The 22,942-nt window shown below is 42.6% G+C and carries 21 protein-coding genes; 14 read left to right on the top strand and 7 right to left on the bottom strand.

Going from position 1 to position 22,942, the window contains the following annotated elements:
* Positions 1 to 39 precede the first annotated feature (39 nt).
* The 3 genes from porK to topA form a co-directional block, all read right to left on the bottom strand.
* Positions 40 to 1,413, bottom strand: coding sequence for a T9SS ring complex lipoprotein PorK/GldK (porK, locus tag CJ305_RS16335; protein ID WP_099647374.1), 1,374 nt, complete (start codon positions 1,411 to 1,413; stop codon positions 40 to 42).
* Positions 1,414 to 1,519: 106 nt separating this feature from the next.
* Positions 1,520 to 2,686 (bottom strand): formimidoylglutamase, encoded by a 1,167-nt coding sequence (locus tag CJ305_RS16330; protein WP_099647373.1) that lies wholly within the window; start codon positions 2,684 to 2,686, stop codon positions 1,520 to 1,522.
* A 3-nt stretch (positions 2,687 to 2,689) separates the two neighbouring features.
* Positions 2,690 to 5,212 carry a type I DNA topoisomerase gene (topA, locus tag CJ305_RS16325; protein ID WP_099647372.1) on the bottom strand — a complete coding sequence of 841 codons (2,523 nt, stop codon included), beginning with the start codon at positions 5,210 to 5,212 and terminating at the stop codon, positions 2,690 to 2,692.
* A 326-nt stretch (positions 5,213 to 5,538) separates the two neighbouring features.
* Between topA and miaB the strand changes: the two genes are divergently transcribed.
* The 7 genes from miaB to groL all read left to right on the top strand — a co-directional run bounded on the left by miaB (position 5,539) and on the right by groL (position 12,267).
* On the top strand, positions 5,539 to 6,984 hold the full coding sequence (gene miaB / locus CJ305_RS16320; RefSeq protein WP_099647371.1) for a tRNA (N6-isopentenyl adenosine(37)-C2)-methylthiotransferase MiaB: 1,446 nt from the start codon (positions 5,539 to 5,541) through the stop codon (positions 6,982 to 6,984).
* A gap of 9 nt (positions 6,985 to 6,993) precedes the next feature.
* Positions 6,994 to 8,247, top strand: coding sequence for a sigma-54 interaction domain-containing protein (locus tag CJ305_RS16315; protein ID WP_099647370.1), 1,254 nt, complete (start codon positions 6,994 to 6,996; stop codon positions 8,245 to 8,247).
* A 41-nt stretch (positions 8,248 to 8,288) separates the two neighbouring features.
* A complete protein-coding gene (gene lptE, locus CJ305_RS16310; protein ID WP_099647369.1) occupies positions 8,289 to 8,804 on the top strand; it encodes an LPS assembly lipoprotein LptE in 516 nt (171 codons plus the stop codon).
* Between the two features lie 9 nt (positions 8,805 to 8,813).
* A complete protein-coding gene (locus CJ305_RS16305; protein WP_099647368.1) occupies positions 8,814 to 9,740 on the top strand; it encodes a hypothetical protein in 927 nt (308 codons plus the stop codon).
* Between the two features lie 52 nt (positions 9,741 to 9,792).
* Positions 9,793 to 10,137: a preprotein translocase subunit SecG gene (gene secG, locus CJ305_RS16300; RefSeq protein WP_099647367.1), complete on the top strand. Its 345-nt coding sequence runs from the start codon at positions 9,793 to 9,795 to the stop codon at positions 10,135 to 10,137.
* A gap of 145 nt (positions 10,138 to 10,282) precedes the next feature.
* A complete protein-coding gene (locus CJ305_RS16295) occupies positions 10,283 to 10,558 on the top strand; it encodes a co-chaperone GroES (protein WP_099647366.1) in 276 nt (91 codons plus the stop codon).
* A 68-nt stretch (positions 10,559 to 10,626) separates the two neighbouring features.
* Complete coding sequence (groL, locus tag CJ305_RS16290) at positions 10,627 to 12,267, top strand: chaperonin GroEL (protein WP_099647365.1); 1,641 nt, start codon at positions 10,627 to 10,629, stop codon at positions 12,265 to 12,267.
* Between the two features lie 91 nt (positions 12,268 to 12,358).
* On the opposite strand, the gene CJ305_RS16285 is transcribed toward groL, so the two are convergent.
* Genes CJ305_RS16285 through xrtF form a run of 3 tightly spaced genes read right to left on the bottom strand, consistent with a single transcriptional unit; the run spans position 12,359 to position 13,906 of the window.
* Positions 12,359 to 12,895, bottom strand: coding sequence for a DUF3347 domain-containing protein (locus tag CJ305_RS16285; RefSeq protein WP_099647364.1), 537 nt, complete (start codon positions 12,893 to 12,895; stop codon positions 12,359 to 12,361).
* 34 nt (positions 12,896 to 12,929) lie between these two features.
* Positions 12,930 to 13,367 (bottom strand): exosortase F system-associated membrane protein, encoded by a 438-nt coding sequence (locus CJ305_RS16280; protein WP_099647363.1) that lies wholly within the window; start codon positions 13,365 to 13,367, stop codon positions 12,930 to 12,932.
* Positions 13,364 to 13,906 (bottom strand): exosortase family protein XrtF, encoded by a 543-nt coding sequence (gene xrtF / locus CJ305_RS16275; protein WP_099647387.1) that lies wholly within the window; start codon positions 13,904 to 13,906, stop codon positions 13,364 to 13,366. The genes CJ305_RS16280 and xrtF overlap by 4 nt, the downstream gene beginning before the upstream one ends.
* A 38-nt stretch (positions 13,907 to 13,944) precedes the next feature.
* Between xrtF and CJ305_RS16270 the strand changes: the two genes are divergently transcribed.
* The gene (locus tag CJ305_RS16270) at positions 13,945 to 14,403 is read left to right on the top strand and encodes a GAF domain-containing protein (protein WP_099647362.1); all 459 of its coding nucleotides are present in this window, start codon (positions 13,945 to 13,947) and stop codon (positions 14,401 to 14,403) included.
* A 4-nt stretch (positions 14,404 to 14,407) separates the two neighbouring features.
* On the opposite strand, the gene CJ305_RS16265 is transcribed toward CJ305_RS16270, so the two are convergent.
* The gene (locus CJ305_RS16265) at positions 14,408 to 15,661 is read right to left on the bottom strand and encodes an ABC transporter permease (protein WP_099647361.1); all 1,254 of its coding nucleotides are present in this window, start codon (positions 15,659 to 15,661) and stop codon (positions 14,408 to 14,410) included.
* A 137-nt stretch (positions 15,662 to 15,798) separates the two neighbouring features.
* Here CJ305_RS16265 and purH point away from each other — a divergent pair, with 137 nt between their 5' ends.
* The 6 genes from purH to rodA all read left to right on the top strand — a co-directional run bounded on the left by purH (position 15,799) and on the right by rodA (position 22,929).
* Positions 15,799 to 17,325, top strand: a complete 1,527-nt coding sequence (purH, locus tag CJ305_RS16260; protein ID WP_099647360.1) for a bifunctional phosphoribosylaminoimidazolecarboxamide formyltransferase/IMP cyclohydrolase — start codon at positions 15,799 to 15,801, stop codon at positions 17,323 to 17,325.
* A 71-nt stretch (positions 17,326 to 17,396) separates the two neighbouring features.
* Complete coding sequence (locus tag CJ305_RS16255; protein WP_099647359.1) at positions 17,397 to 18,425, top strand: rod shape-determining protein; 1,029 nt, start codon at positions 17,397 to 17,399, stop codon at positions 18,423 to 18,425.
* Between the two features lie 14 nt (positions 18,426 to 18,439).
* On the top strand, positions 18,440 to 19,264 hold the full coding sequence (gene mreC, locus CJ305_RS16250) for a rod shape-determining protein MreC (RefSeq protein WP_099647358.1): 825 nt from the start codon (positions 18,440 to 18,442) through the stop codon (positions 19,262 to 19,264).
* Entirely contained in the window at positions 19,254 to 19,760 is a 507-nt protein-coding gene (locus tag CJ305_RS16245; protein WP_099647357.1) for a rod shape-determining protein MreD, read from the top strand. The genes mreC and CJ305_RS16245 overlap by 11 nt, the downstream gene beginning before the upstream one ends.
* On the top strand, positions 19,757 to 21,667 hold the full coding sequence (gene mrdA / locus CJ305_RS16240; RefSeq protein ID WP_099647356.1) for a penicillin-binding protein 2: 1,911 nt from the start codon (positions 19,757 to 19,759) through the stop codon (positions 21,665 to 21,667). Before CJ305_RS16245 ends, mrdA begins: the two co-directional genes overlap by 4 nt.
* Positions 21,667 to 22,929, top strand: coding sequence for a rod shape-determining protein RodA (gene rodA, locus CJ305_RS16235; protein ID WP_099647355.1), 1,263 nt, complete (start codon positions 21,667 to 21,669; stop codon positions 22,927 to 22,929). Before mrdA ends, rodA begins: the two co-directional genes overlap by 1 nt.
* Positions 22,930 to 22,942 lie beyond the last annotated feature (13 nt).

Genomic DNA, 22,942 nt, shown 5'->3' with positions numbered 1-22,942 from the left:
TTAGGTTAAGATATATTTGGGGAAATATATTAGGGTTAATTAGCGGCGCGAAGCACCATTACGCATATTTACATCCTGATCTACACCAAGGTAATCCTGTACGGTTCTAAAACCGATATAGCTTCGGGCAGAATCAGCATATTCATAATCACGTGTGCTTACCTGAATCATGTAAGCAACGTCTTTCCATGAACCTCCACGCACAACTTTACGGGCGTTTAGCGGGTCGCTAACATTGGGGTTCATTGTAGAAACATATTCATAGGCGTTAGGATCATAGGATGAAGCCACCCATTCTGAAACATTACCAGCCATATTGTATAAATCGTAGTCATTAGGCTCATAAGCATCAGCCTCTACCGTATAAAGCGCCTGGTCTGCAGCATAATCACCACGCAAAGGCTTAAAATTTGCCATAAAACAACCCCGGTCATTTTTGGTATAAGGTCCACCCCACGGATAAGTAGCTCCTTCCAGACCACCACGGGCCGCGTATTCCCATTCTGCCTCACTTGGCAAACGGAAACGGTTAACCAATTCCTGCCCTCGTTGTTTTTTATACGAGTTTTTATTGTCTGTACGCCATTGACAAAATGCCTTGGCCTGTTGCCAGCTCACACCCACAACCGGATAATCATCATAAGCGCTATGCCAGAAGTAATCATTGTGCATCGGCTCATTGTAGGAATATGCAAAATCCTTAATCCAAACCGTGGTATCAGGGTAAATTTTAGTTTCTTCGGTTACAATGAAGTCTTTTCTTGAACCATTCTTTTTACGGGCAGCCGCCTCAACATCTAGGTATTTATACTTGAAAATCAATTTCTCCACATCAATGGTACGCTGACCATTATAGGCCTCTTCAAGCGGAATGTACATGGAATCCATAACCATTACATAAGACTCATCAGGATAATCCATAGGGTCTTCAATAAGGTCAATATCCCAGTTTAATTTACGATCGCTGTAATCATCACTCAAACTATAGTAATTGTCATACATATATTGCTCATAGGGAGTCATATCATCCGGATCGTAATCCATAAAGGCGTACTCGCCAATACCGTCATTACCCGGCGTTTCACCCATAAGATCTGCTTCAATAGCTAAACGTGCGCGAATAACTGAATCCCGCACCCATTGAACAAACTGTCTGTATTCTGAATTTGTAATTTCGGTTTCATCCATGTAGAACGAGCGGACTGTAACCGTCTTGGTAGGCGCATCTTTAATGGCAGCGATGTCATCATCACTCTTACCCATAATGTAAGCACCGCCGGAAACCAATGTCATTCCGTAGGGCTTTTCAGGGTTCCACTTTTTGCCTTTTGCCCCAACAAGCTCACCGCGATCATTCCGACCGCAACCAATCAACGAGCTCGCAATTGCAATAATTGCAAGAAACTTCTTCATAGGTTAATTATGTTAAATCTAGATTTGAGACGGTAAACCTATCTATAAAAATGCTAAAAAGCAATTTTTTCCCGAAAATTACCAAAAAATCTAAATAAATTGTTAATTATATTTCATTCTTAAGCTTTGCCTTATACCAGCGCTCCGGAATCTCCTGATTACAAGCGTTTACATAATCTTCTTCAGTGCAAGGTAATAACGTATGCCTTTTTAATTTAGTATTAACGCCTTCTAAAAAAGGAATTTCAATCCACCAGCGGTCTGACCTTCGGCTTTTGTAAAAGCTCAACATCTCATCATCAACAGGCACGTTGTAATGCAGAAAATCCTCGTCACGATTAGAAAGCGACTCGTTCATTCTATAATTCACGCCTTCAATAAAGTACCAAATCATCTGCCCCAATAGCGAAGCGGAAACACTAGCCTCCTTAGTGATCAGGTATTCAAAAATCCCAAATACCCGCACCCGGTCGCTCAAACCCGCATACCTCGCAATCGCACAGGATTCCCGCCCGTTAAAACCGTTACTGTGCTCCGGATGCATAAACCCAAGCACATCTGCCTGTATCGCAGAAAGGTCGAAACTTACGATATCTGCATCACGCATCACAGGCTCAATTCTGCTTATATCACTCGTTAAATTACCCAGTCTAAAGGCATCGAAATAGAGTTTTTCCATCAAGTCAATTTCTTCCTGACTGTTGAAAAAGGTCTGGTACCCTAAATTGGAATAATTAAAAAGGTTGTAAGGTTGCTCTACGATGATTTTACCCACATAAGACTCGTGGGTTATAGGCAAACTGCTGTTACCCAAATCAAAACGACTATCTACGCTGACCAGATTTACCATCTGATCTAAATCGTCAAAAGCACGGTACAAGGCATAGGTAAGATCCTGGCTCCCACCTAAAATAATAGGGATAACGTCGTTTTTTACGCACGAATTGACCAATTCTTTGAGTGCGAAATAAGTATCTGATAGTTGATCACCGGCTTCCAGATCGCCCAGATCGCCCACCCTGGTGTGCCAGTTACCCGGAAACAATTTGTAAAAAGCTTTTCGCACAGCGGAAAAATCAAGGTAATCCTCAAGCTCCTCTACTGCACCACGACGCTCTCTAACACCAATTAAAACCACATCAAGTTCGTTGAGTTCAGGTAAACCTGATTCCCTGGAGTGTATTTTAAGTTGGTTGAATAACCGCTGCTCATTAAATAACCCGGCCTGCGCCAGAAGCGCATCAGAGACCGGAAGCAAATTTTCAAATGCCATGAATTACTTCTTTTTTGCGGTTGTCTTTTTACGGGTTGTTTTCTTTTTGGCAGTCTTTGAAGCCGCTTTTTTCTTAGGCTTAGGTCCTTGCTTCTCCAAAATATCTTTAACCTCCTCAAGCGTAAGCTTAGCCGCGTCAACGGTCTTAGGCAATTCAATTTTAGTCTTACCTTTAATGATATTTGACCTGCCCCAACGCGCTTTTTCTACTCGAATACCCTCGTCTTTGAAATCGTGGATTATCTTATCCTTTTCTTTTTGCTTCTTGTCTTCGATTAACTGAATAAGATCATCTTCAGACAAATTATCAAAATCGTATTTCTTATTGACATTGATAAAAATTCCATTCCATTTTATAAAGGGACCGAAACGGCCAACACCTTTAGTTACCGGCTTGTCTTCGTATTCATAAATAGGAGCATCTGCCTTTTGCTTTTCCTTTATGTATTTTACGGCCTCATCAAATTCCACTTCGAGTGGATCACGGCCTTTAGGTAGGGAAACAAAGTTTTTTCCAAACTTAACGTAAGGACCATAACGACCGTTATTAACCTCAACGGCTTCGCCTTCATACTCACCCAATTCCCGTGGAAGCTTGAATAAATCCATAGCTTCTTCAAAGGTGATGCTTTCCAACTGTTGATCAGGCAAAAGACCTGCAAACTGAGGTTTCTCATCGTCTTCTACAGAACCTATCTGCACCATCGCACCGTATTTACCTAGTCGTACACTTACCGGTTTCCCGGTTTTAGGATCAGTCCCCAATACACGCTCCCCTACCTCACGTTCTGCATTTTCAGCCACATCTTTAACTTGCGGATGAAAGTCTTTATAGAAGTCTTTCATCATCTTGGTCCATTCCTCGTTTCCTTCCGCGATCTCGTCAAAGTCCTGTTCTACCTTAGCGGTAAAATTGTAATCGAGAATATTTTCAAAGTGATTAACCAGAAAGTCATTCACCACCATACCTACATCGGTAGGTACCAATTTACCTTTATCTGAACCTACTTTTTCGGTGAGTTTTTTAGCCTTAATACTTCCTTTTTTAAGCGTAAGCAGATCGTACTCACGCTCGGTGCCTTCAACATTACCTTTCTCGATATATTTTCTGTTCTGAATTGTGGTAATGGTAGGCGCATAGGTAGAAGGACGCCCTATACCCAATTCTTCCAGCTTCTTAACCAAAGAAGCTTCCGTGTAGCGATAAGGTGGTCTGGTGAAGCGTTCTGTCGCTGTGATCCAAAGATTATCAAGCTGCTCCCCTTCTTTTAACGGAGGAAGGATTCCGCTTTCTTCCTGATCTTCATCATCTGTTCCCTCCAGATATACTTTTAAGAATCCGTCAAATTTAATCACCTCACCATTTGCAGTGAAGTTAGACGGATGGTTTGAAGAGGCGATCTGAACATTGGTACGCTCTAATTGCGCTTCGCTCATCTGCGAGGCAATGGCGCGTTTCCAGATCAGTTCGTATAAACGCGCCTGATCCCGATCGAGATTTACGCTGTGCTTACTAAAATCGGTAGGTCTAATAGCTTCGTGAGCTTCCTGAGCTCCCTTGCTTTTTCCTTTATAATTACGCTCCTTATGGTATTTTTGACCGTAGGCTGCAACAATCTCATCTGCCGCTCCCTGTTTCGCATCCTGCGAAAGGTTAACACTATCGGTTCTCATATACGTAATAAGACCCGCTTCATAGAGACGTTGCGCAAGAGTCATCGTCTTACTCACCGAAAAGTACAGTTTACGTGAAGCTTCCTGCTGAAGCGTTGAAGTCGTAAAAGGTGGTGCCGGCGCCTTCTTAGCCGGTTTGGTAGTCAGTGCATCTACCTTGAAAGTAGCACTGGCGTTAGCATTTAAAAAAGCCTCAGCCTCCTTCCGGTTTTCGAGGTTTTTAGGAAGTTTTGCTTTTAAAGTCTTTCCTTCAGCATTTGCAAACTCTGCATCTACCCTAAAATAATCTTCCGTATTAAAAGCCTGAATCTCACGTTCACGCTCCACAATCAAACGTACTGATACGGATTGTACGCGCCCTGCTGAAAGTCCGCCTTTAACTTTTCGCCATAAAACCGGCGAAATCTCGTATCCTACCAAACGGTCAAGTACCCTGCGCGCCTGCTGAGCGTTAACGAGATTGTAATCAATCTCTCTCGGGTTTTCAATAGCTCTTAAAATTGCCTTTTTGGTAATCTCTGAAAAAACAATTCGCTTGGTTTTCTTTTTGTCTAAATCTAATTCTTCAGCCAAATGCCAGGCAATAGCCTCTCCCTCGCGGTCCTCATCACTCGCCAGCCATACCATTTCAGCTTTGCTTGCGAGATCTTTCAGTTTCTTTACAACAGATTTCTTGTCTTTATTAACTGTGTATTTGGGTTTAAAATCACCTTCCACATCAACGCCAAGTTCTTTAGTAGGCAAATCTGCGATATGCCCAAAGCTACTCTCGACCTTGAATTCCTTTCCTAAAAACTTTTCTATCGTCTTTGCTTTCGCAGGTGACTCAACAATTACCAGATTTTTTGCCATAGTGATTTTTTGAAGCTATTTGCCCTTTTTAAAGGGGCCACAAGCCAATCTATTTCTGACTTGAGATAGACAAAAGTAGTAGAAATTTTATTATCCCAACCCGCAAGCTCATTATAGCGGCTTGACACAGGCTCTAGTTTGTCTAAAAATTAAGCAACGAACTTAAACAAAATTTGCAGAAAATAATCTTTTTTAGCCTGTAGCGCTGCATTTTTCCTATTAAGACACAACCATCCACAAAACCTGCAAAGAATACAGTAATGACACTTTGTCACAAGTGGGCTTAATTGTATCTTTGCCCACTATTTTAAGGAAGCAGTTAGTTTATGGAGAAGATTATTGACGAAAAAAAACAAGGAGAAGCCCTCGTACTCGAGCCTCAATCGGCCAACACCAAGAAGTTATTTATTGAAAGCTACGGTTGCCAGATGAATTTTAGCGACAGTGAGATTGTCGCATCTATCCTTTCTAAGGAAGGCTATAATACCACGCAGTCGCTTGAAGATGCAGATCTTGTTTTGGTAAACACCTGCTCCATTCGTGATAAAGCCGAGCAAACTGTACGTAAGCGTCTGGAAAAATACAATGCCGTAAAGAAAGTAAATCCGGCTATGAAAGTTGGTGTTCTAGGCTGTATGGCAGAACGTCTTAAAAGCAAATTCCTCGAAGAAGAAAAAATCGTCGATCTTGTTGTAGGTCCTGATGCCTATAAAGATTTACCTAATTTATTAAGCGAGGTCGAAGAAGGCCGTGACGCCATAAACGTGATTCTTTCTAAAGAAGAAACCTACGGCGATATCGCTCCGGTGCGTTTGCAAAGTAACGGGGTGACCGCCTTTGTGAGCATCACCCGAGGCTGCGATAATATGTGTACTTTCTGCGTGGTTCCTTTTACGCGTGGACGTGAGCGCAGCCGCGACCCACAAAGTATTGTAGAGGAAGTAAATGATCTTGCAGCAAAAGGCTTTAAAGAAGTGACCCTTCTTGGTCAAAATGTAGACAGCTTTTTATGGTACGGCGGCGGACTCAAGAAAGACTTTGAAAAAGCAAGCGATATGGCCAAGGCTACCGCGGTAAATTTTGCCGGCCTGCTTGCAATGGTTGCTGAGGCCCAACCTAAAATGCGCATTCGCTTTTCGACTTCTAACCCTCAGGATATGACACTTGACGTGATTAGAACAATGGCTAAATACCCCAATATTTGCAAGTACATTCACTTGCCTGTACAAAGTGGTAGCGACCGCATTCTTAAGGAAATGAACCGCCTGCATACGCGTCAGGAATATTTTGATTTAATTGACAGCATTCGTGAGATTATTCCAGACTGTGCGATTTCTCAGGATATGATCACCGGCTTCCCAACCGAAACCGATGCCGATCATCAGGACACGCTAAGCCTGATGGAATACGTAAAATACGATTTTGGGTTTATGTTTGCCTACAGCGAGCGTCCCGGAACTTTAGCTGCACGAAAACTGGAAGACGATGTGCCTCTAGCGGTTAAAAAAGAACGACTTGCCGAAATCATCGCCCTTCAGCAAAAGCATTCATTATACAACACCAAAAAACAGCTGGGCAAAACAGTAGAAGTACTGATCGAAAAGGAGTCGAAGAAAAGTGATGCCGAGTGGATGGGTCGTACGACTCAAAACACGGTAGCTGTTTTCCCAAAAGAACACTATAAAGTAGGAGATTTTGTAAACGTAGAAATTTTAGATTGCACCAGCACCACCCTTTTAGGTAAGGCTGTGGGCTATTCAGACAATAACTAAGGACAAACTATGGAATCAGTTCACGCGATTAAACAACGTTTTGGTATCATAGGTGATGATCCCAAACTCAATCGATCAATAGAAAAAGCCATTCAGGTGGCACCTACAGATATTTCGGTTTTGGTTACCGGTGAAAGCGGGGTGGGTAAAGAAAGTATTCCGCGTATCATACACGCGCTTTCTCATCGCAAACACAATAAATACATTGCCGTAAACTGCGGCGCCATCCCCGAAGGAACCATTGACAGTGAACTTTTTGGTCACGAAAAAGGAGCCTTTACCGGCGCTACATCAACCCGAAGCGGATATTTTGAAGAGGCTGATGGCGGGACCATCTTTTTGGATGAAGTGGGCGAACTGCCGCTTCCCACCCAGGTACGCTTACTTCGTGTTTTGGAAAACGGCGAATTCCTAAAAGTGGGTTCATCAAAAACCCAAAAAACCGATGTACGCATCGTAGCCGCTACAAACGTAAAAATGTTTGAGGCTATCAATCAGGAGAAATTCAGGGAAGATTTATACTACCGCCTGAGTACGGTTGAGATCAATCTTCCGCCCCTGCGTGACCGTAAAGACGATATTCATTTGTTGTTCAGAAAGTTTGCTTCAGACTTTGCCAGCAAATACAAAATGCCTACCATCAGGCTTGAAGATGACGCGGTTCAGCTTTTGCTGAAATACCGCTGGTCTGGGAACATCAGACAATTGCGTAATGTGGCCGAGCAAATTTCGGTACTGGAGCAAAACCGGAGCATTACTTTAGAGAAATTACGCGCCTATTTACCCGATACCGGGGCAAACCTGCCCGCAGTCGTAGGAAGCAAAAAAGGAGAAAGCGACTTCAGCAGCGAACGCGAGATTCTTTACAAAGTGCTTTTTGATATGAAAAGTGACCTGAATGACCTCAAAAAGCTGACGCTGGAGTTGATGGAAAATGGAAACAACGCTTCGGTAAGGGAAGAAAACAAATCACTGATCAAGAAGATTTATCAGGAAGAAGACACCGATGCTTTTGAGAGTGCTGAAGATATCACCGAGGTGCTTCAGATTCCACAGGAGTCTGTTGTGAGCGCTCCGGTTTCCGACAAATATCATTTTGCCGAAGACGTGGAGGAAGAAGAAACGCTTTCGCTTCAAGAAAAAGAACTGGAACTGATTGAAAAATCTCTGGAACGCCATAACGGCAAGCGCAAAGCAGCAGCAAAAGAACTCGGCATCAGCGAGCGCACCCTGTACCGTAAGATTAAACAATACGATTTATAATCAATCCGTTTTACTGTATACACCTTTTAGTAAACGCAACTATGACAAAACTCAAACTGACTTTTTTATTCTTAAGCCTTTTAACGTTTAACAGTTGCGGGTTTTATTCGTTTACAGGAGCAAACATAGGTAGCGCAACGACCTTTGCAGTTCCTTTCTTTCAGAATACAGCCGCAGTAGTAGAACCGGGTATTGACCAGCGTTTTACGTTTGCCCTGCAGGATCTAATTCAAAACCAAACCAGCCTTAATCTCACAACCAATATTAATCAGGCCGATTTGGTATATACAGGCGAAATCATAGACTATTATTTCGCGCCGCAAACAGCGACCTCAGATAATGTGGCAGCACAAACACGTTTGACCATTGTGGTGCTCTGCAGCTTTACCAACAAAACGATTGAAGACGGAAGCGCAGATTTCGAGAAGCGCTTCTCCTTTTTTGTTGACATACCCGGTAACGCGCAGCCCGTAGGTTCTGCGTTAGATAGTGCACTTGAGGAAATTTTTGAACGGATAACCCAGGATATTTTTCAGGCATCGCTGGCAAACTGGTAACTCTTTAGTATGCAAACCAAAACCTTTACATACCTTCTGGAACACCCTGACCGCATTACCGGCGAGGAGTCTATGGAGTTGCGAAATCTGGTAAAGGAATATCCTTTTTTTCAGGCAGCACGTGCGCTTTATCTCAAAGGCCTGAAAAATGATGACAGCTACCTGTATAACACCGAGCTTAAAAAAACCGCAGCCTACACCCAGGATCGCAGCGTACTCTTTGACTACATCACTTCAGACTTTTTTAATCAGACTCAGGTAAGTGAGCAGATTAAAAATCAGGAAGCGCATCTTAAAAACATGGCTGTTTTTGAGTTTACCGATGTTTCGGCTCAATTAGAAGCCGAAGAGGTTGATAAAGCCCATAGGGTACTTGACCCGGAATTTTTTGTACCGAAAGAACCCACTGAGGAGAAAAATAAGGAAGATCAAACTCCCGAAGAACAGTTGCAGGTAGGCAAACCCCTTGAGTTCAATAAAAAGGAAACACATTCCTTTAGCGAATGGCTAAAGCTTACTTCCTTTAATAAAATCAATCGGGAACCTTCACCGGCTGATATTGAGGAGCCCCAAATAACCGAAACGCAAGTTTCCGAAGAAAAAGAAGAACCACAAGCCCCGATTACGGAGCAAACAATAACCGAAGAGGATCCCGATCGCGCGCGCCGACTGGAGCTTATAGACCGTTTTATAGAAACCAATCCCAAGATAAAAGTAAGTCCGCCAGATACCGGTTTTAAAAAGACTGATTTAGAAGATCGCTTTAAGCCCAGTGATAGCCTGATGACCGAGACTTTGGCCCGGGTTTATGTGGAGCAAAAAAACTATGCAAAAGCAAAACAAGCCTATAAAATTTTAAGTTTGAAATATCCGGAAAAAAGTGGTTTCTTTGCAGACCAAATTCGGGCAATAGAACAATTGCAGGAAAATAAATAGTTAAACCGCGGTAGATAAAGCAGGAAACCGCAACTCATAAATTGAATATCAGATGTTTTTAATCTTTTTAGTTTTAATCATTATAGTAGCCTTCCTACTTATCGTAGTAATTATGGTACAAAATCCTAAAGGCGGCGGTTTATCTTCTTCTTTTGGGGGCGGAGGCACTCAGCAAATAGGTGGAGTTAAAAAGACCGGAGACTTTCTTGACAAAAGTACCTGGGGTCTTGCAACCATTCTTTTAGTGCTTATTTTGATTTCAAATGTTACCATTTTTGGAGGTGGAGAAAGCAATGAGTCTAAGATTATTGAAGGAGAAGATGTAGAAAACATCGTTCCCCTGACAGAGCCTGCACCTGCAGACGCGGCTCCGGCAACAGACACCGATAATAACTAAGTGACAGTTTAGTCATCCTATAATTTAGAAGACCGCAATAATGCGGTCTTTTTTTTGCCTTTTTGTCAGCCTCCTTCGACTGGCATACTTTGTGCCTTTTAGTGGTCACAATTAAGAAAATTAATAACTAAAAATTCATACAAAAATGGGAGTAAATATTAAACCTCTTTCAGATCGGGTTTTGGTAGAGCCAATGGCAGCCGAGACTAAAACAGCATCCGGCCTTTACATTCCGGAAACAGCAAAAGAAAAACCTCAACAAGGCAAAGTTGTAGCTGTAGGAAGCGGTAAAAAGGATCACGAGATGACCGTAAAAGTGGGCGACACGGTTCTTTACGGAAAATATTCGGGTACCGAATTAAAATTAGATGGAAACGACTACCTGATGATGCGCGAAGACGACATCCTAGCGATCATCTAATGCAAACTTCTGTTTAACTAAGTAATTATCAATTCTTTCGCATTCGCGAAAAACTAAAATCAACAAAAATGGCTAAAGATATAACATTTGACATCTCAGCAAGAGATGGCATTAAGCGTGGTGTAGATGCACTCGCTAACGCAGTAAAAGTAACATTAGGCCCAAAGGGTCGTAACGTAATCATCAGCAAATCTTTTGGTGGCCCACAGGTGACTAAAGATGGTGTAACCGTTGCTAAAGAAATTGAGCTTGAAGATGCACTTGAAAATATGGGTGCTCAGATGGTAAAAGAAGTAGCTTCTAAAACTAACGATCTTGCCGGTGACGGTACAACCACTGCGACCGTACTTGCTCAGGCAATCGTACAGGAAGGTCTTAAAAACGTTGCTGCCGGCGCAAACCCTATGGATTTGAAACGTGGTATTGACAAAGCAGTTGAAGCCATCACAGCAGACCTTGAAAAACAAGCTAAAGAAGTAGGAAGCTCTTCTGAAAAAATCAAGCAGGTAGCTTCAATCTCTGCTAATAATGATGACGTTATTGGCGAGTTGATTGCCGAAGCTTTTGGTAAAGTAGGAAAAGAAGGTGTGATCACCGTTGAAGAAGCAAAAGGTACCGAAACTTACGTTGACGTGGTAGAAGGTATGCAGTTTGACCGCGGATACCTTTCTCCGTATTTTGTGACTGATAGCGAAAAAATGCAAACTGAATTGGAGAATCCGTACATCTTGTTATTTGACAAGAAAATTTCTTCCATGAAAGATTTATTGCCAGTTCTTGAGCCGGTTGCTCAATCAGGTAAGCCTTTGCTTATTGTAGCTGAAGATGTAGATGGTGAAGCACTTGCAACTCTTGTAGTGAACAAACTGCGCGGTGCACTTAAAATCGCTGCGGTTAAAGCTCCAGGTTTTGGTGACCGTCGTAAAGCAATGCTTGAAGATATCGCTATTCTTACCGGCGGTACCGTAATTAGCGAAGAGCGCGGTTTCACTCTTGAAAACGCCACTATTGACATGTTGGGTACTGCTGAAAATGTAACCATAGACAAAGACAATACTACCATTGTAAATGGTGGTGGCGACAGCGATGCGATCAAAACTCGCGTAAACCAAATCAAAGCTCAGATTGAGACTACTACCAGCGATTACGATAAAGAAAAACTACAGGAGCGTCTGGCTAAACTAGCCGGTGGTGTTGCTGTTCTTTACGTAGGTGCTGCTTCTGAAGTAGAAATGAAAGAGAAAAAAGACCGTGTAGATGACGCCCTTCACGCAACCCGTGCGGCTGTTGAAGAAGGTATTGTTGCCGGTGGTGGTGTTGCTTTAGTTCGCGCAAAACGCGTTCTTGAAGGACTTAAATCTGAAAACGCTGATGAAGCAACCGGAATCAAAATCGTTGACCGTGCAATCGAAGCTCCATTACGTACTATCGTGGCTAATGCCGGTGGTGAAGGTTCTGTAGTTATCGCCAAAGTAATTGAAGGCGAAGCAGACTATGGTTATGATGCCAAGACTGAGCGTTATGTAAATATGCTTACGGAAGGAATCATCGATCCTAAGAAAGTAACCCGTGTCGCACTTGAAAACGCAGCTTCGGTTTCTGGTATGATTCTTACTACCGAGTGTGCATTGACTGACATTCCTGAAGAGAAAGGCGGAGGCGCCGGAATGCCTGGAGGAATGGGTGGCGGTATGCCCGGAATGATGTAGTACGAAACGTACACTTAAATATCAAATCCCTTCAGATTTCTCTGAAGGGATTTTTTTAGTGCTAAACTTTTAATTCTGACTCTGGAGAGGATTATTCAATCTTAGAATCAATCGTACCGCAATTGAGCATCACATCTCCAAAATACGGATTATACACTTTTTCCTCATTAGAAATCCAATACGCCCCTTTCCCGTCAAAAGCCATTGGGCAATACTGATAATACAAACTACCGGAGGTGATGTTGGCCTCAACTAAAGATTTAACTTCAGCAGTTAACTCTTCAAAACGAGCCCGCTGAATATTCACATCAGTCGCGGCAGCAATATCCTGAGCAGTAACCAAAAGATCAGCCGTATCCCCTTCCAATGCTTTAATACTTTCCAGCATTTTTGAGGCTGCAGCCTTTGCCGCTTCGGCATCGGTATTGACTAAGGCTACTTTCAGTAAATTATAATCATCATAAACCTGAGCAACCTGCTCGTTTTCGAATTGCGCCTCACGCTCGCTACCCGTATACACTTCCTCCTGAGTTGTATCAGCAGAAACACTCACCGTTTCTGATTTCGCTTTCTTTTCGCCGCAGGCTAAAAGCACAAGTACTGAACTTGCTATAACTAGTTTTTTCATATTATAAATTGAATATTCGGGCTAAAGATACAAACTAAGCCCTGCTCTTGAGCCTTTGGTAATAAAATGCCGGAAGCAAAATAAGCAGCAACATAGGCTGAATCAAAAACCGCCGGATGTAGAACAGCAACAGGTTGAGCTCAATATTATAATTTTTCAGCACTAAAGCGAAGGCCGTTAGAAGCACTACAAATGCCACAGCATAAATGAGTAGCAGTATTTTAAAATTTTCGCGGCTGCGAAAAAGCAAACCAATAAAAACAATAGAGATGGATGCGTTCAGCCAAAAACGGATGCCGGTATGCAACATCAGCTTAACGAAATCCAATTGAGGCAAGGTGTTCTCCGAAAGATAAGCCGATTTGAAAAACAGCACAAGCGGGTCATAAAACAAATGCTCCTGATAAACACGAATCCCTATCAACGCAGCTATTAAACTGATACACAGTAAAAAAACTAAGACTTTTCTCATCGCATTTGCTCTTTAAACCTGCGAATCCAAAAAAGCCAAAGCACTACAACCAGCCCATAAATGATACCCGGAAAAACCACATCGTGCAAAAGCTCTTTATAATCGGGATACGCGTACAGCCCAATACTCAGCAGGGCAATGCGTATGATATTAACCGCATAAATCAACACGCCGCCGCCAAAAACAAAAAGCAACGTGGACCGCAAGCCCTGATAAAATGCCAGAACAAAAGCAGCGAATAAAATCAAAACACTTACCGCATTACAACCCTCTACCACGCGGGCTACAAAAAGCTCGTTTACAAATAATTTCATCGAAGCCTCGTCGGGGTGTGGTTCAATTTCACCGCGGTACCCAAGTATATTCACCAAGCTTTCGCTCTGCTGTGCCACGCGGTGCGTTATATAATCAGGATAATAGGCTTCTGATTGCGCATACTTCAAGTACATCGCATAACAAAAACTCAGCACAAGATACACCCCTAAAAAAGTAAGGATAAAAAAAAGTACCGACTTATATTTGCGAATCAATTGAAGCACTAAAAACAGGTTTAAAACCGCCCTAAAATACAAGAAAAATGACTTTTGAAGCTCTAAAACCACAAGTATCAACTATTCTGCAACAAGATCAGCTTTCGGTAGAGCACCGACTTGAAGAGCTTTGCACGCTATTGCGCGCTGAAGTTGATTATTACGACTGGGTAGGTTTCTATTTTAAGAATGGAGATAAAGACGAACTAAAACTAAGCTCCTATGCCGGTGAGCCTACAGATCATACCATAATTCCTTTTGGAAAAGGTATCTGCGGGCAGGTAGCCGTGTCCAATCAAAATTTTGTAGTGCCAGATGTTAAGGCTCAGGACAATTATATCGCCTGCAGCATTACAGTGAAAGCAGAGATCGTTGTCCCTCTATTTGTTGACGGAAAAAACATAGGTCAAATCGACATTGATTCAAATACTGCAGACCCGTTTACTGAAGCTGACGAGCGCTTTTTAGAATGGGTGAATGAGCAGGTCTCGGGAATTTTGAGCTAAAAATTTACATCCCGGTTCTGATTGCTTCTACAGGATCTAGGCGCGAAGCCATAAACGCAGGTACAATGCCGGCGATTAAGCCGATAAGAACAGAGCTGAACAGGCCGTAGAATATGTTGGTTGCCGAAAGTACAAACTCAAAACTTCCGGTGAATTGCGAGAGCACAATGGTGATAATCCACACCAAACCGAGACCGATTAATCCACCAATAGCGGCCAGGATTATTGATTCAAATAAAAACTGAAGCAGGATAAACCGATTTTTGGCTCCAAGTGCTTTTTGAATCCCGATTAAATTGGTACGCTCCTTTACGCTTACAAACATAATATTGGCAATACCAAAACCACCCACCAATAAGGAGAAAAGGCCAATAAACCCGCCAATAGTTGACATGGTGCCGGTTATATTATCTATAAAATCGGTAAAGCCCGAAAGCTGATTGATAAAGAAATTATTGACTTCGTCAGTTTTTAAACCCCGGTATTGACGCAGACGCTGTGCAAGAATGGCGTTAAACTCGGGCACATCAACACCAGATTCGGGTTTGATAACAATCTGCGGAAAGGCCGCTTTATTATTGCTTCCGTAAATACGACGCACTACATTAACGGGAAGTATAACCATTCCATCTTTTGACGGACCAAAAATGCTATTTCCTTCCTTCTCTAACACTCCAATCACCGAAAAGCGCTGCCCATATAGACGCACCTGTTTTCCGATAGGATCCAATCCTCCAAATAAACCTTCAGCAATTTCATCTCCCAAAACAATTACATTAGAACCGCTATTGGATTCCGCCTCATTAAAAAAGCGCCCTTCCGCTAATTGTAAAGCTTCGATATTGTAGTACCCGTCAGTTACCGGAGCGATATTTACGCCCGTTACCAGCTTATCACCAAATTTTATGGATTCCGCAGGGACATTAAGGCTAAAAGAGGCTGCTTCTACATCGGGTACATTTCGGCTTATAAACTGATACTCCTCATAGGTCACATCAGGAAATTGCTCCCGTTTCCACTTCGGAATATCTGTGGGCCCAAATGAAAAACGCATTAAAATAATTGTGCTGTTATCAAGTGAAGAAAGACTGCCTTTTATTTCCTGTTTTAGCGAATCAACCGCAGCCAAAACCCCAATGATCGAAAAGATACCAATGGTCACTCCCAATAAAGACAGAAGTGTTCGCAACTTGTTGTTACGCAATGCATTGACCGCAAATGCGAGACTCTCTTTTAGAACCCTGAGGTAAATTAGCATAGTAAAGACTAAATGATAATGCCTGTATGACGCAAAAGCCCGTTTGGCGTTACAAAATTATACCGAGAAAATACAAAAATATGCGTGACGTTTTAGTGCTTAAATTCATACTTTTGCACCCAAAATAAATTTTTCTTATGAGTACTCCTATTCAGGCCAAAGCAGCCCTGGTTTCCGTTTTTAGCAAAGAAGGTCTTGAACCCCTTATTAAAAAATTTCATGAACTTGGCATAACGCTTTATTCTACAGGAGGTACCGAAAAATTTATTCGTGATCTGGATATTCCGGTTGTGCCGGTTGAAGACATCACTTCCTATCCTTCTATTTTGGGCGGAAGAGTAAAAACCCTACACCCTAAGATTTTTGGTGGTATTCTAAACCGTCAGGATCACGAGGGCGATGTTGCCGAGATGGAAGAATATGAGATTCCACAGTTGGATATCGTCATTGTAGATTTATATCCATTTGAAAAAACAGTAGCTTCGGGCGCTTCACAACAGGATATCGTTGAGAAAATTGATATCGGTGGTATTTCATTAATCCGCGCTGCAGCTAAAAACTTTAAAGACACGCTTTGTGTTTCTTCGGTTGACGATTATGAAGAAGTTTTAGAACTGATTTCTGCTAATAAAGGCACCACTACCCTTGCTGATCGCAAGCGTTTTGCTGCCAAAGCCTTTAATGTTTCCTCCCATTACGATACGGCGATCTTCAATTATTTCAACGAAGAAGAAACCGTTTACAAAGCGAGCTATACTCAGGGTAAAACTTTGCGTTACGGTGAAAACCCACATCAGCAGGGTACTTTTTACGGAGATTTTGATGCGATGTTTGAGCAACTGCACGGGAAAGAGCTTTCGTATAACAATTTGCTTGATGTAGATGCAGCCGTAAACCTAATGGCTGAGTTTAAAGACGAAAACCCAACCTTTGCGATTTTAAAGCACAACAATGCCTGCGGTGTGGCACAGCGCCCTACCCTTCATCAGGCTTATGTTGATGCGCTAGCCGGAGATCCGGTTTCGGCCTTTGGCGGAATTCTAATTGCCAATAAAGAAATTGATAAAGCAACTGCCGAGGAAATTCACAAACTATTCTGTGAAGTGGTGATTGCTCCTTCTTATTCGGATGCGGCTTTAGAAATTTTAAAAGGAAAGAAAAATCGAGTTCTGTTGGTTCAAAAGCCGATTGACCTTCCTAAAGATCAGGTGCGCAGTTGCTTAAATGGCGTACTCGTACAGGATAAAGATCATATTACAGACAGTCTTAAAGATCTTAAGACCGTAACAAACAATAAACCCACGGTTGAAGAGTTAACTGACTTAGTATTTGCTTCAAAAATTTGCAAACACACCAAGTCTAACACCATTGTTTTTGCTAAAGGCAAACAGCTTTTCGCCAGTGGTACCGGGCAGACCTCACGGGTTGATGCTTTGCGTCAGGCAGTTGAGAAAGCAACCTCCTTTGGTTTTGACCTTAAGGGAGCCGTGATGGCGAGTGATGCCTTCTTCCCGTTTCCAGACTGTGTGGAACTGGCAGATAAGGCAGGTATAACCGCAGTAATTCAACCGGGAGGCTCTATCAAAGATCAATTGAGCATTGATTATTGCAACGAGCATGATGTGGCGATGGTTATGACCGGAACCAGACATTTTAAACACTAATAAACGTATTTTTTAAGTACATTTAAATACAAAGGATTCAGCACCTAATCTCTCTAATTACACCTTAGCTTATGGGCTTTTTTGATTTTCTTACCGAAGAAATAGCAATAGATCTTGGTACCGCAAACACGCTCATCATTCACAACGACAAAGTTGTGGTTGATAGTCCGTCTATTGTAGCCCGTGACCGGGTAAGCAATAAAATTATCGCTGCCGGTAAAGATGCCGCGATGATGCAGGGAAAAACGCATGAAAACATCAAAACCATCCGCCCGCTTAAAGATGGGGTAATCGCAGATTTTGACGCCAGTGAGCAAATGATGAGTATGTTCATCAAAGAAATTCCTGCGCTGAAAAAGCGTTTGTTTGCTCCTGCTTTACGTATGGTGATTTGTATCCCTTCCGGGATTACAGAGGTTGAAATGCGAGCGGTAAAAGAGAGTGCCGAGCGTGTTAACGGTAAGGAAGTTTATTTGATTCACGAGCCGATGGCTGCGGCCATAGGGATTGGGGTTGATATCATGCAGCCTAAAGGAAATATGATCGTAGATATAGGTGGTGGTACTACCGAAATCGCCGTGATTGCTTTAGGTGGAATTGTTTGCGATAAATCGGTTAAGATCGCGGGTGATGTGTTTACGAATGACATCATCTATTATATGCGCACCCAGCATAACCTGTATGTAGGGGAACGCAGTGCGGAAAAAATTAAAATACAAATTGGTGCGGCTACCGAAGATTTAGAAGTTCCGCCAGAAGATATGAGCGTTCAGGGACGTGACCTGCTAACCGGTAAACCGAAGCAGGTATCTATCTCTTATCGGGAGATCGCTAAGGCTTTAGACAAATCAATTCTGCGCATTGAAGACGCTGTGATGGAAACCCTGTCACAAACACCTCCTGAGCTTGCAGCAGACATCTACAACACCGGAATCTATCTTGCCGGTGGTGGTAGTATGTTGCGCGGCCTGGATAAGCGTTTATCTCAAAAAACCGATTTACCGGTTTATATCGCAGAAGATCCGCTTCGTGCAGTTGTAAGAGGTACCGGTATCACCCTCAAGAATTTGAATAAATTCAAGAGCGTACTCATCAAATAACAGGATTGTGATTCATGCAGCAAATTGTCAATTTTCTAATCAAGTATAGAAACTTTCTGCTATTTGCATTTTTGCTGTTTTTATCCCTTGTTTTTACGATTCAGTCGCACTCCTATCACCGCAGTAAGTTTGTCAATTCAGCAAACTTTCTGAGCGGCGGTATATTTACGGCTATAGATGATGTTTCGTCCTACTTCGACCTTAAAACACATAATGAACAACTACTTGCTGAAAACAGCAGGTTGAGACAGCAACTTTTAAATACCCGCGACAGCATTTCGCAGGAAATAGACACCACGCGTTTTGATAGCCGATTTCAAATTACCACAGCGCGGGTCATCAATAACAATTATTCGCATAAAGACAATTTTCTCACGCTGAAAGCAGGCCGCGATCAGGGCGTAAAGCAAGATCTTGGTGTGATTACCAGCAAAGGAATTGTGGGTATTGTAGACCGGGTTTCTCCCGGTTATGCAACAGTGATGAGTATTTTAAACAGCAATTCGCAGATTAACGCCAAATTGAAGAAAAGCAATCACTTTGGTATTTTGGTCTGGAAGGGCGGCGATCCTAATCTCGTTGATCTCGTTGACGTGCAATCTAAAGCTCCCGTCAAACAGGGCGACACTATCGTTACCGGAGGAAAATCGACCATTTTCCCCGAGGGAATCGGCATAGGTACCATTGCAGAATATGCGCTGGATCCCACTGAAAATTTTTACAGCATAAAAGTAAAATTGTTCAACGATATGACCAATGTGGGTCACGTATACGTTATTGAAAATCTGGACCGGGAAGAGATACAAACTTTAGAACAGGAGACCAGAGATGAGCAATAGTATTTTACGTAACATCTTACGCTTTATCGTGCTGGTTTTGGCACAGATCACCCTGTTTAACAACATCGACTTTTTGGGCTATATCAATCCCTATCCGTATGTTCTTTTTGTTTTGCTTTTCCCTATTGGTGATAATCGCGCCCTGCTCCTTTTTTCAAGTTTTTTACTGGGGTTAAGCATAGATATGTTTGCCAATAGCGGTGGAATGCACGCAGCTGCCTGCGTGACGGTTGCCTATCTCAGACCGTGGATTTTACAGTCGATTTTCGGTATTGCGTATGAGTATAATGCCGTAAAGGTTTCGAGCGCTGCTTATGGAGAAAGGCTGCTGTTTCTCAGTATCATGATATTTACGCATCATCTGATTCTTTTTTCTCTCGAAAGTTTTAACTTTTCAGACATAATCTATATACTTAAGAAGACGTTGTTCAGTGGAGCATTTACCCTTTTGCTCTGCATGCTTTTTATCACTCTTTTTAGTTTTAGACGTAAATGAGAAGAATACTGCTATTTTCTGTTGTATTGGTTTCCGGACTTTTGTTCACCGGAAGGCTATTCTATTTACAAATCCTGAATACCTCGTACGCCGGCCTTTCTGAAAACAATGCAATTAAACGCAGTTTTGACTATCCGCAACGCGGTCACATTTACGATCGTAACGGGGAGCTTTTAGTTAGCAATCAGCCGTCCTATGATGTAATGGTGATACCCAGGGAGGTTGAACCTTTTGATACGCTTGAACTTTGCCAAATGCTAAAGATGACCAAAGAAGCTTTGGTAACGCGTCTTGACAAAGCAAGGGTCTACTCGCCACGATTGCCTTCGATTGTCATACCCCAGCTTACAAAATCTGAATATGCCTATTTGCAGGAAAAAATGCGCAAATACGAAGGTTTCTACATTCAAAAACGCTCATTACGAGATTATCAGATTGATTTTGGCGCAAACTTTCTGGGCTATATAGCAGAAGTAAATCATTCAGATATTGAGGCAAACCCCTATTACCAATCGGGTGACCTTAAAGGAAGAACCGGAGTTGAAAAGCAATATGAAGAAGTTCTAAGAGGCGTCAAAGGAGTAAAATACATTCAGAAAGACCGCTTTAACCGCGACATTGGTCCATACAAAAACGGAAGCCTTGACACACTGCCACAACCCGGAAAAGACATTACGCTAACGGTAGATGCTGCCTTACAGCGTTATGGCGAAGAGCTAATGATCAACAAACGCGGCGGTATTATTGCTATCGAACCGGCGACCGGTGAAATTCTGGCGCTAGTTTCTGCGCCCAACTACGATCCCGCTCTGCTGGTAGGCCGCGAGCGTTCGGCAAATTTTACCAGACTTTGGTATGACACTATAACCGATCCCCTATTTGACCGTAGCCTTCAGGGAGAATATCCTCCCGGCTCACCCTTTAAAACCTTAAATGCTCTTATTGCATTGCAGGAAGGTGTGGTGAATACACAGGAAAGTTTTTCGTGTTATGGCGGCTATTCGTATGGAAGAGGACGAAAACTGGGCTGCCACCACCATCCCTCACCGCTGAGCATGATTCCGGGTATTGCAAACTCCTGTAACGCCTATTTTGCAAACGTTTACCGAAGAGTAATCGAAAAATACGATACTCCGCAAGAAGGTATGGATGTTTGGAATAATCATTTGGCGAGTTTTGGACTCGGTGACTTTATGGGTACCGATTTACCAATAGGTCGCCCCGGCTTTATACCAGATGGAAAGTTTTACAACAGAATGTATAAATTTCCGGAGTATAAATGGTACAGTACTGCTACCATTTCTAACTCCATTGGTCAGGGGGAGGTAAGCACTACGCCCATTCAACTGGCTAATGTTACCGCAGCCATTGCAAACCGGGGCTGGTACTATACGCCACACATCATTAAGAGCATAGAGGGAGATGAAAAACAAATTCCGGAAGAATACCGCACTAAACATATTACTTCAGTCGACCCCGCTAATTTTGAGCCGGTAGTTCAGGGAATGAACGATGTGTATAATTATGGTACCGCTTCGGCTGTGCGCATTCCTGATATTGAAATTTGCGGAAAAACCGGTACTGCAGAAAACTATACCAAAATCAATGGTGAGCGCGAGCAATTAACCGATCACTCGATCTTCGTAGCTTTCGCACCCAAGGATAATCCGAAGATTGCCATTGCGGTTTTCGTTGAAAACGGATATTGGGGTTCCCGTTATGCCGGTAAGATCGCCAGTTTGATGATTGAAAAACACATTAAGGGTGAAATTACACGTACCGATCTGGAAGACTGGGTGCTTACCCACAGCCTCGAAGATGAATATGCTAAACCTTTGAGTGGCGAGCCCTTCTACATCAACGACGGCAAAAAACTAAGTGGAGTACCCGAAAAGCCTAAACTTTAATGGCTATAAATACACGCAACCGCGGCACCTTTGACTGGCTAATTATTGTATTATATCTCGCATTAGTAGGTATTGGGTGGGTGAATATTATCTCGGCATCAATAGACCCGACAGAAACCTATGACTTTTTTGATATGAGTAATCTCTATGCGAAGCAGTTGCTTTTTATAGGGCTAAGCATTCTTCTCATCATATTTATACTCTCACTCGAAGCCAAGTTTTTTGAACGCTTTGCCAGTATTATTTATGTAGTTTCCATATTGTCACTTCTGGGGCTTTTTGTCTTCGGAAAAACCATTTCGGGTGCAACCAGTTGGTACGGCTTTGGGAGCTTTGGTCTGCAACCCAGTGAGTTTGCCAAGGCAGCTACAGCACTCGCTTTGGCAAAATACCTCAGCGATATTCAAACCGATGTAAAATCATTTGTACACCAGCTCAGGGCCTTTGTGATTATTGCTCTACCGGCTATTTGTATTATTCCACAACCAGACCCGGGTAGTGCACTCGTTTATGCCGCCTTTTTCTTTCCGCTTTACCGCGAGGGACTTTCAGGAATTTATCTCATTATTGGCTCTGTTGTCGTAGGCCTTTTTATACTGACACTGGCTTTTGGGCCTTACTATGTCATTGCAGGAATTCTCGTAACCGCGGTAATTCTTCTGATAATGAATCGCAAAAAGCGCTTCGGAAAACGACTGTATTACATTTTGCCCATTGTCGCAATGCTCTTTGTGTTTTCGGTTGATTACATCTTTCAAAACGTGTTTGAACAGCGTCACCGTGACCGCTTTAATGTGGTATTGGGGAAAGATGTAGATATGAAAAGTATAGGTTACAACACGTATCAGTCTGAAATTGCAATTGGTAATGGTGGCTTATTTGGAAAAGGGTTTTTAAAGGGAACTCAGACCAAAGGGGATTTTGTACCTGAGCAGCAAACCGACTATATTTTTAGCACCGTGGGTGAAGAATGGGGCTTTCTGGGCAGTACGCTGGTCATCTTCCTCTTTGTAGGCCTTATGCTGCGCGTCATTATACTTGCCGAACGGCAAAAGAGTCAGTTCAGTCGTATTTACGGCTATAGTGTTGCCGGAATTTTATTTATTCACTTTTTGGTAAATATCGGGATGGTAACCGGGGTGCTCCCCACCGTTGGTATTCCTCTGCCCTTTTTCAGTTATGGCGGTTCTTCTTTATGGGGCTTTACGATCCTGCTTTTTATCTTCGTTAAGCTAGACAGTAACCGCGTTAACGACTGGTAACATTTAAGCGGAA

It is taken from the genome of Leeuwenhoekiella nanhaiensis (assembly GCF_002744755.1).
GTDB classification, from domain to species: domain Bacteria; phylum Bacteroidota; class Bacteroidia; order Flavobacteriales; family Flavobacteriaceae; genus Leeuwenhoekiella; species Leeuwenhoekiella nanhaiensis.
The sequence above is the reverse complement of the archived record's forward strand: the minus strand, read 5'-3'. Positions and strand labels throughout refer to the sequence as shown.

What these genes read in the sequence shown, in the direction of transcription:
- lptE (WP_099647369.1), top strand. Translation starts at nt 8,289, where the DNA reads ATGACAAAACTCAAACTGACTTTTTTATTCTTAAGCCTTTTAACGTTT.
- rodA (WP_099647355.1), top strand. Translation starts at nt 21,667, where the DNA reads ATGGCTATAAATACACGCAACCGCGGCACCTTTGACTGGCTAATTATT.
- secG (WP_099647367.1), top strand. Translation starts at nt 9,793, where the DNA reads ATGTTTTTAATCTTTTTAGTTTTAATCATTATAGTAGCCTTCCTACTT.
- CJ305_RS16265 (WP_099647361.1), bottom strand. Translation starts at nt 15,661, where the DNA reads ATGCTAATTTACCTCAGGGTTCTAAAAGAGAGTCTCGCATTTGCGGTC.
- CJ305_RS16245 (WP_099647357.1), top strand. Translation starts at nt 19,254, where the DNA reads ATGAGCAATAGTATTTTACGTAACATCTTACGCTTTATCGTGCTGGTT.
- CJ305_RS16315 (WP_099647370.1), top strand. Translation starts at nt 6,994, where the DNA reads ATGGAATCAGTTCACGCGATTAAACAACGTTTTGGTATCATAGGTGAT.
- mreC (WP_099647358.1), top strand. Translation starts at nt 18,440, where the DNA reads ATGCAGCAAATTGTCAATTTTCTAATCAAGTATAGAAACTTTCTGCTA.
- CJ305_RS16255 (WP_099647359.1), top strand. Translation starts at nt 17,397, where the DNA reads ATGGGCTTTTTTGATTTTCTTACCGAAGAAATAGCAATAGATCTTGGT.
- topA (WP_099647372.1), bottom strand. Translation starts at nt 5,212, where the DNA reads ATGGCAAAAAATCTGGTAATTGTTGAGTCACCTGCGAAAGCAAAGACG.
- CJ305_RS16280 (WP_099647363.1), bottom strand. Translation starts at nt 13,367, where the DNA reads ATGAGAAAAGTCTTAGTTTTTTTACTGTGTATCAGTTTAATAGCTGCG.
- purH (WP_099647360.1), top strand. Translation starts at nt 15,799, where the DNA reads ATGAGTACTCCTATTCAGGCCAAAGCAGCCCTGGTTTCCGTTTTTAGC.
- CJ305_RS16285 (WP_099647364.1), bottom strand. Translation starts at nt 12,895, where the DNA reads ATGAAAAAACTAGTTATAGCAAGTTCAGTACTTGTGCTTTTAGCCTGC.
- CJ305_RS16305 (WP_099647368.1), top strand. Translation starts at nt 8,814, where the DNA reads ATGCAAACCAAAACCTTTACATACCTTCTGGAACACCCTGACCGCATT.
- CJ305_RS16295 (WP_099647366.1), top strand. Translation starts at nt 10,283, where the DNA reads ATGGGAGTAAATATTAAACCTCTTTCAGATCGGGTTTTGGTAGAGCCA.
- miaB (WP_099647371.1), top strand. Translation starts at nt 5,539, where the DNA reads ATGGAGAAGATTATTGACGAAAAAAAACAAGGAGAAGCCCTCGTACTC.
- porK (WP_099647374.1), bottom strand. Translation starts at nt 1,413, where the DNA reads ATGAAGAAGTTTCTTGCAATTATTGCAATTGCGAGCTCGTTGATTGGT.
- mrdA (WP_099647356.1), top strand. Translation starts at nt 19,757, where the DNA reads ATGAGAAGAATACTGCTATTTTCTGTTGTATTGGTTTCCGGACTTTTG.
- groL (WP_099647365.1), top strand. Translation starts at nt 10,627, where the DNA reads ATGGCTAAAGATATAACATTTGACATCTCAGCAAGAGATGGCATTAAG.
- CJ305_RS16270 (WP_099647362.1), top strand. Translation starts at nt 13,945, where the DNA reads ATGACTTTTGAAGCTCTAAAACCACAAGTATCAACTATTCTGCAACAA.
- CJ305_RS16330 (WP_099647373.1), bottom strand. Translation starts at nt 2,686, where the DNA reads ATGGCATTTGAAAATTTGCTTCCGGTCTCTGATGCGCTTCTGGCGCAG.